Here is a 7,626-nt window from a genome sequence, read left to right as displayed (position 1 = left end):
GACGGCGCATGCGGCGGAGGGGGGCGGGGCGGAGTTCCGGGTGGTGTTCGAGAGGGTGGTGTGACTCTCAGGACCGAAGCCCCGCTCGCAGCATGCGGCTCAACTCCCGCGCCGCCCGCGGCGGTGACACATCCGCCCGGTGCGCCAGCGAGATCGTCCGGTGCAGCCCGGGCGCCGCGAACGGCGTCGTCCGCAGGCCGCTCCGCTGCGCGACCATCCGCGGCACCACCGCGACCCCGAGCCCGGCCCGTACGAAACCGAGCACCGCGTCCATCTCCCCGCCCTCCACCGAGAATTCCGGCTCGAACCCCGCCTCCCGGCACGCCGCCAGGGTGAAGTCCCGCAGGTCGTAGCCCCGCCGGAACATCACCATCGGCCGCCCCCGCAGATCCCCCACCCGGATGTGCTTGCGCGCCACCGGCGCGGGTCCGTCCGGCGCGGACACCACCACCAGGTCCTCCCGCAGCAGCTGCGAAGTGGAGAGCACCGGCCCCTGACCGGCCAGCGGCGTGATGATCAGCGCGAGATCCAGCTCCCCCGCGGCCAGCGCCCGGACCAGGTCCTGCGAGCCGTCCTCGTGCACCACCAGCTCAACGCCCGGGTACTCCGCGTGAAAGTCCCGCAACACGTCCGGAACAACCGACGCGCACAGACTCGGCGGCGCCCCCAGCCGGACCCGCCCCCGCCGCAGCTGCGCCACCTCCTGCACTTCCCGCCGCGCCGTCTCCGTATCGGCGAGGATCCGCCGCGCCAGCGGCAGCAGCGCCTCCCCCGCGTCCGTCAGCCCGATATGCCCACGTGCCCGGTGGAAGAGCTCCGCGCCCAGCTCCTTCTCCAGCGCCCGGATCTGCTGCGACAGCGACGGCTGCGCGACATGCTCGCGCTCGGCGGCCCGCGTGAAGTGCCGGGTGTCGGCCACCGCCGCGAAGTACCGGAGCTGATGGAGCTGCATAGGCGCAGGCTATCGAATACAGCGGAATCATGTCTTGGACGTATGGCCGCCACCCTCCCTACCGTCACTATTCATGGCCCTGGCAACGAAGACGGACCGCCGACCGTCCGCCCCCGAACTCCTCTGGAAATCGACGCTCGGCAAGAAGACGGTCATGGCGGTCAGCGGCGTGATCATGCTGCTCTACCTGGTCGCGCACATGGTCGGGAATCTGAAGATCTTCTTCGGCCCCGACGAGATGAACCACTACGCCCACTGGCTCCGCACCATGGGCGAGCCGGTCCTCCATTACGAGTGGGGCCTCTGGCTGGTCCGCGTCGTGCTCCTCGCCGCCGTCATCGCACACGCGACGGCCGCTTACCAGCTCAGCCGCCGCGACATCAAGGCGCGCCCGAGCAAGTACGTCCACGCGAAACCCAAGGCGAGCTATGCCACCCGCACCATGCGCTGGGGCGGCATCATCCTCGGCCTCTTCATCGTCTGGCACATCCTCGACCTGACGACCGGCACGGTGCACCCGGCCGGATACGAGCATCTGCACCCGTACCAGAACGTGATCGACACCTTCTCCACCTGGTACGGCAACGCCATCTACATCGTCGCGATGGTCGCCCTCGGCTTCCACATCCAGCACGGCTTCTGGGCGGCGGCGCACACGCTCGGCTACGGCGGCCGGGTGCCGAAGGGGCTGTCCATCGGGCTGGCCGTGGTCCTGACGGCCGGATTCGTCGCCGTTCCCATCGGAGTCATGACGGGAGTCGTGAGCTGACATGACCGACTACACCGACTACACCACCGGCGAGCCGATCGCCGACTCCGCTGCCCCCGCGGGCCCGGTCGCCGAGCGCTGGGACACCCGCCGCTTCGAGGCCAAGCTGGTCAACCCGGCGAACCGCCGCAAGCACACCGTCATCGTCGTCGGCACCGGCCTCGCCGGCGGCTCCGCGGGCGCCACCCTCGCCGAACAGGGCTACCACGTGGTCCAGTTCTGCTACCAGGACTCCCCCCGCCGCGCCCACTCCATCGCCGCCCAGGGCGGCATCAACGCGGCGAAGAACTACCGCAACGACGGCGACTCCATCCACCGCCTCTTCTACGACACCGTCAAGGGCGGCGACTTCCGCGCCCGCGAGTCCAACGTGCACCGCCTGGCGCAGATCTCCGTCGAGATCATCGACCAGTGCGTCGCCCAGGGCGTCCCCTTCGCCCGCGAGTACGGCGGCCTCCTCGACACCCGCTCCTTCGGCGGCGTCCAGGTCTCGCGTACGTTCTACGCCCGCGGCCAGACCGGCCAGCAGCTGCTCCTCGGCGCGTACCAGGCGCTCTCCCGCCAGATCGCCGCCGGCAACGTCGAGATGCACCCGCGCACCGAGATGCTCGACCTGGTCATCGTCGACGGCAAGGCCCGCGGCATCGTCGCCCGCGACCTGGTCACGGGCCGTATCGACACCTATTTCGCGGACGCGGTGGTCCTCGCGACCGGCGGCTACGGCAACGTCTTCTACCTGTCGACGAACGCCATGAACTCCAACGCGACCGCCATCTGGCGCGCCCACCGCCGCGGCGCCCACTTCGCCAACCCGTGCTTCACGCAGATCCACCCGACCTGCATCCCGCGCACCGGCGACCACCAGTCGAAGCTGACGCTGATGTCGGAGTCGCTGCGCAACGACGGCCGCATCTGGGTCCCGAAGGCGAAGGGCGACGACCGGCCGCCGAACCAGATCCCGGACGACGAGCGCGATTACTACCTGGAGCGCATCTACCCGGCCTTCGGCAACCTGGTCCCCCGCGACATCGCCTCCCGCGCCGCGAAGAACGTCTGCGACGAGGGCCGCGGCGTCGGCCCCGGCGGCCAGGGCGTGTACCTGGACTTCGCCGACGCCATCGAGCGGATGGGCCGCAAGGCGGTGGAGGCGAAGTACGGCAACCTCTTCGACATGTACCAGCGGATCACCGACGAGGATCCGTACCAGGTCCCCATGCGCATCTACCCGGCCGTGCACTACACGATGGGCGGTCTGTGGGTGGACTACGACCTGCAGACCACCGTCCCCGGCCTCTTCGCGATCGGCGAGGCGAACTTCTCCGACCACGGCGCCAACCGCCTCGGCGCCTCCGCGCTGATGCAGGGCCTGGCCGACGGCTACTTCGTCCTCCCGGCGACGATCAACGACTACCTGGCGAAGAACCCGCACGCGGACCGGGTCACCCCCGACCACCCCGCCGTCCAGGAGGCGCTCGCCGACACCGAGGACCGGCTGCACCTGCTCCTCGCCGTCGACGGCGACCGCACACCCGACTCCTTCCACCGCGAACTCGGCGAGCTGATGTGGGAGTTCTGCGGCATGGCCCGTACCGACGAAGGGCTGCGCAAGGCCCTCGACCGGATCCCGCAGATCCGCGAGGAGTTCTGGCGCCGGATCAAGGTGCCGGGCACCGGCGAGGAGTTCAACCAGTCCCTGGAGAAGGCGAACCGCATCATGGACTACCTCGAGCTCGCCGAGCTGATGTGCCTCGACGCCCTGCACCGCGCCGAATCCTGCGGCGGCCACTTCCGCGAGGAGTCGCAGACCCCCGACGGCGAGGCCGAGCGCCGCGACGAGGAGTTCTCGTACGCCGCCGCCTGGGAGTTCACCGCCACCGGCGAGGCGCCCGTCCTGCACAAGGAAGACCTGGTCTTCGAGTACGTCCACCCCACCCAGCGGAGCTACGCATGAGGCTCACCCTGCGCGTCTGGCGCCAGCGTTCGGCCGACGCCGACGGCGGCATGTCCACGTACGAGATCGACGGCATCTCCCAGGACATGTCGTTCCTCGAGATGCTCGACACCCTCAACGAGGAGCTGATCCTCAAGGGCGAGGACCCCGTCGCCTTCGACCACGACTGCCGCGAAGGCATCTGCGGCGCCTGCTCGCTCGTCATCAACGGCGACGCGCACGGCCCGGAGCGCACCACCACCTGCCAGCTGCACATGCGGTCCTTCAAGGACGGCGACACGATCGACATCGAGCCGTGGCGCGCCGCCGCCTTCCCGGTCATCAAGGACCTGGTCGTGGACCGCTCGGCCTTCGACCGGATCATCCAGGCCGGCGGCTACATCACGGCCCCGACCGGCGCAGCGCCCGAGGCGCACGCCACCCCAGTACCGAAGCCGGACGCCGACTTCGCCTTCGAGCACGCCGAGTGCATCGGCTGCGGCGCCTGCGTGGCGGCGTGCCCCAACGGGGCGGCGATGCTGTTCACTTCGGCCAAGGTCAACCACCTCAATGTGCTGCCGCAGGGCGCCCCGGAGCGCGAGTCCCGGGTCCTGGACATGGTGGCGCAGATGGACGACGAGGGCTTCGGCGGCTGCACGCTCACCGGCGAGTGCGCGACGGCCTGCCCGAAGGGGATCCCGCTCTTCTCGATCACGAAGATGAACAAGGAGTTCTTGCGGGCCGCCCGGCGCGGTGCTTGACTGAGTCAATGACTTCGACGATAGCCGTACTCGGCCCCGGCGGGGTCGGCGGCCTCCTCGCCGGCCTGCTCGCCCGCGCAGGCCACCGCGTGATCTGCCTGGCGTCCGACACGACCGCGAGCGCGATCCGCGAGCGCGGAATCACCGTGCGGAGTGGGCACTTCGGCGACTTCACCGCCGCCGTCGAGGCCGATACGGAGCTGCGCGAACCGGTGGACGCGCTGTTCGTCACGGTCAAGGCCACCGCGATGCCGGAGGCGCTGGACCGCGCCCCGGCGGCAGCACTCGGCGACGGTCTCGTCGTACCACTGCTCAACGGCGTCGAGCACATGGACATGCTGCGCGAGCGCTACGACCCGGCGCAGGTCACCGGCGCCGTGATCCGGGTCGAGTCGACCAGGACGGCACCCGGCGAGATCGAGCACGGCAGCCCGTTCTGCGACCTCGACCTGGCAAGTGCGACCGCCCCACGCGAGCGCCTGGAGCAGCTGGCCGGACTGCTGAAGGACGCGGGCGCGAGCGCGACGGTGCACGACGACGAGGCCACGATCCTGTGGGCCAAGCTGGCCTTCCTCGCCACCGCCGCGCTCCTCACCACGCAGCACGCCGCGACCGTCGGCGATGTCCGTACGACCCACGCCGACGAGATGCGCGCGCTCGTGTCCGAGGCGGTGGCGACGGGCCGCGCCTGCGGGGCGGATGTGACGGCGGAGCCGGTGCTGCGGCTCTTCGAGCGCATGCCGTACGACACCAAGTCCTCGATGCAGCGGGACGCCGAGGCCGGGCGCCCGCTGGAACTCGACGCGATCGGCGGGGCGCTGCTGCGGGCGGCGGACCGGCGCGGGGTGCCGGTGCCGGTGGCGAAGCGTTTGGTCAGTTCGCTCCGCGAGCGTCACCACTGAGCCACCAGTCGGGCGGCCGCGACTCCTGCCGGTGCTGCCGGCGGCTGTCCACTCCCTCCAGCACCATGGCGTGCGCGAGACAGCTGATCGGCACACCGCAGACGGCGGCGACGGCACGCAGTTCTGCGAACTCCGCTTCGGTCAGATCCACCGTGAGACTGGGCATGCACACAGGCTAGAACCGGCCAGCCCGGGACGACCGCAAGTTCACCGCGACGGGCGACGTGGTGGACTGACGTTCCCCGGCACGTGATCGCGTCCGAACCGCAGGCGAAATCCGGGCGAATCTTCCCCCCTGCCGGGGCAGTTGCGGGTACCTGCCAGTAACCTGATCGGCCGTGACCAGTCAACACGCAACTCCCGCGTCCCATTTGCCCCGCCGGCGCACGGTCGTCAAGGCCGCTGCCGCCACCGCCGCCCTCGCCGCGCCCCTCTCCGGCGCCGCGCTCCCGGCGCACGCCGCCGAGGGCCCCGCCTTCCTGCACGGCGTCGCCTCCGGCGACCCGCTCCCCGACGGGATCCTGCTGTGGACCCGGGTGACGCCGTCCCCGGACGCGCTCCCCGGCTCCGGCATCGGCGCGGACACGGAGGTGACCTGGGAGCTCGCGGAGGACAAGGACTTCGGGACGGTGGTGGCGAAGGGCGCGGTGACCGCCCGGGCCGCCTCCGACCACACGGTGAAGGCGGACGTACGCGGCCTGCGCCCGGCGACGAGCTATTGGTACCGCTTCGGCGCGGCAGGCGGCGCGACGTCGACTGTCGGCCGCACCCGCACCGCCCCCGCCGCGGACGCTACGCCCGACGGCCTGCGCTTCGGGGTGGCGTCCTGCGCCAACTGGGAGTCGGGCTACTTCGCCGCGTACCGCCACCTGGCGGCGAGAGGTGACCTGGACGCGGTGCTGCACCTGGGCGACTACATCTACGAGTACGCGTCTGGCGAATACCCGGCGACGGACACGCCGCTACGCGCCGCCGCACCTGCGCACGAGATCCTGACGCTCGCCGACTACCGGACTCGGCACGCCAGTTACAAGGGCGACCCGGACCTGCAGGCGCTGCACGCCGCCCACCCCATCATCGCCATCTGGGACGACCACGAGTTCGCCAACGACACCTGGTCCGGCGGCGCCGAGAACCACACCCCCGGCGCCGAAGGCGACTGGGCAGCCCGCGCGGCGGGCGCGAAGCAGGCGTACTTCGAGTGGATGCCGGTCCGGCAGTCGGTGGCGGGCACGACGTACCGCCGCGTCCGCTACGGCAAGCTGGCCGAACTGCACCTGCTGGACCTGAGGTCGTACCGCTCCCAGCAGACCGGCATCGGCAGCGGGGATGTGGACGACCCGGACCGCACGATCACCGGCCGCGCCCAACTGGACTGGCTGAAGACGGGCCTGGAGTCCTCGGACGCGAAGTGGAAGCTGGTAGGGAACGAGGTCATGATCTCCCCGGTCGCCTTCGGCTCACTACCGACCCACCTGCTCAAGCCCCTGGCGGACTTGCTGCAGATCAAGATCCCGGAGGGCGGCCTGGCGATCAATGTCGACCAATGGGACGGCTATACGGACGACCGGCGGGAGCTGCTGACGCATCTGACGGAGCGAGGGATCTCGAACACGGTCTTCCTGACGGGGGACATCCACATGGCGTGGGCGTGCGACGTGCCGGTAAAGGCGGCGACGTATCCGCTCTCGCGATCGGCGGCCACGGAATTCGTGGTGACGTCGGTGACCTCGGACAACCTGGACGACATCCTGGGCGTGGCCCCGGACACGGTGTCTCTGGTGGCCGAGGGAGCGATCAGGGCAGCCAACCGCCATGTGAAATGGCTGGACATGGACGCGCATGGATACGGCGTCCTGGACGTGACGGCCGAGCGGGCGCAGATGGACTATTACGTCCTGTCGGACAAGTCCTCCCGGGATGCGACGACGGCCTGGGCGCGTTCGTACCGGACGCGGAGCGGGACGCAGCGGGTAGAGCGGGTGGAGGGCCCGGTGCGGTAGGGCTCAGCACCCGACCACCAACCGGCCTGCCGGCCAGGCCGCCTGGCAGCCTGGCCGCCTGGCAGCGGAACCCGGCCGTCCGCCGTCCGCCCGCCGGCCTGCCCGCCCGCGTATTCCGCTGGCCCTCGCCCGCCCCGCTGCCCGGCGACCCACCGCCGCCCGGCAGCAGGGCCCGGCCATACGTCGCCCGCCGTCCGCTACTGCCGCCCGCAGCGGGGCCCGGCCCGCCTTACGTCGCCCGCTGTCCGCCGTCCGCCACCGCCGCCCGGCAGCAGGACCCAGCCCCGCCCCTTCTCCCCTTCCGTAGCC

At 70.9% G+C, this 7,626-nt stretch carries 7 protein-coding genes; 5 read left to right on the top strand and 2 right to left on the bottom strand.

Annotated features, from left to right (window positions below):
• Positions 1 to 67: 67 nt before the first annotated feature.
• Entirely contained in the window at positions 68 to 952 is an 885-nt protein-coding gene (locus G5C51_RS37925; protein WP_165244774.1) for a LysR family transcriptional regulator, read from the bottom strand.
• Positions 953 to 1,025: 73 nt separating this feature from the next.
• On the opposite strand from G5C51_RS37925, the gene G5C51_RS37920 reads away from it, so the two are divergent.
• From G5C51_RS37920 to G5C51_RS37905, 4 genes are read left to right on the top strand one after another with little or no spacing between them, the layout of a single operon-like run.
• Entirely contained in the window at positions 1,026 to 1,721 is a 696-nt protein-coding gene (locus tag G5C51_RS37920; RefSeq protein WP_165244772.1) for a succinate dehydrogenase, read from the top strand.
• A gap of 1 nt (position 1,722) precedes the next feature.
• Positions 1,723 to 3,672 (top strand): fumarate reductase/succinate dehydrogenase flavoprotein subunit, encoded by a 1,950-nt coding sequence (locus G5C51_RS37915; RefSeq protein WP_165244770.1) that lies wholly within the window; start codon positions 1,723 to 1,725, stop codon positions 3,670 to 3,672.
• Positions 3,669 to 4,412 carry a succinate dehydrogenase/fumarate reductase iron-sulfur subunit gene (locus G5C51_RS37910; RefSeq protein ID WP_165244768.1) on the top strand — a complete coding sequence of 248 codons (744 nt, stop codon included), beginning with the start codon at positions 3,669 to 3,671 and terminating at the stop codon, positions 4,410 to 4,412. The genes G5C51_RS37915 and G5C51_RS37910 overlap by 4 nt, the downstream gene beginning before the upstream one ends.
• An 8-nt stretch (positions 4,413 to 4,420) precedes the next feature.
• Positions 4,421 to 5,314 (top strand): ketopantoate reductase family protein, encoded by an 894-nt coding sequence (locus G5C51_RS37905; RefSeq protein WP_165244766.1) that lies wholly within the window; start codon positions 4,421 to 4,423, stop codon positions 5,312 to 5,314.
• On the opposite strand, the gene G5C51_RS37900 is transcribed toward G5C51_RS37905, so the two are convergent.
• Positions 5,286 to 5,480, bottom strand: coding sequence for a hypothetical protein (locus G5C51_RS37900; protein ID WP_165244764.1), 195 nt, complete (start codon positions 5,478 to 5,480; stop codon positions 5,286 to 5,288). The genes G5C51_RS37905 and G5C51_RS37900 overlap by 29 nt on opposite strands.
• A gap of 172 nt (positions 5,481 to 5,652) precedes the next feature.
• Between G5C51_RS37900 and G5C51_RS37895 the strand changes: the two genes are divergently transcribed.
• On the top strand, positions 5,653 to 7,317 hold the full coding sequence (locus tag G5C51_RS37895) for an alkaline phosphatase D family protein (protein ID WP_165244762.1): 1,665 nt from the start codon (positions 5,653 to 5,655) through the stop codon (positions 7,315 to 7,317).
• Positions 7,318 to 7,626 lie beyond the last annotated feature (309 nt).

Origin of the sequence: Streptomyces coryli, assembly GCF_011044975.1 — a bacterium.
Lineage (GTDB): Bacteria > Actinomycetota > Actinomycetes > Streptomycetales > Streptomycetaceae > Streptomyces > Streptomyces coryli.
Note: the sequence above shows the minus strand (reverse complement) of the source record. Positions and strands in the feature narration are given on the sequence as shown.

Coding starts and splice junctions, on each gene's coding strand:
- G5C51_RS37925 (WP_165244774.1), bottom strand. CDS start 952: ATGCAGCTCCATCAGCTCCGGTACTTCGCGGCGGTGGCCGACACCCGG.
- G5C51_RS37905 (WP_165244766.1), top strand. CDS start 4,421: ATGACTTCGACGATAGCCGTACTCGGCCCCGGCGGGGTCGGCGGCCTC.
- G5C51_RS37915 (WP_165244770.1), top strand. CDS start 1,723: ATGACCGACTACACCGACTACACCACCGGCGAGCCGATCGCCGACTCC.
- G5C51_RS37910 (WP_165244768.1), top strand. CDS start 3,669: ATGAGGCTCACCCTGCGCGTCTGGCGCCAGCGTTCGGCCGACGCCGAC.
- G5C51_RS37900 (WP_165244764.1), bottom strand. CDS start 5,480: ATGCCCAGTCTCACGGTGGATCTGACCGAAGCGGAGTTCGCAGAACTG.
- G5C51_RS37920 (WP_165244772.1), top strand. CDS start 1,026: ATGGCCCTGGCAACGAAGACGGACCGCCGACCGTCCGCCCCCGAACTC.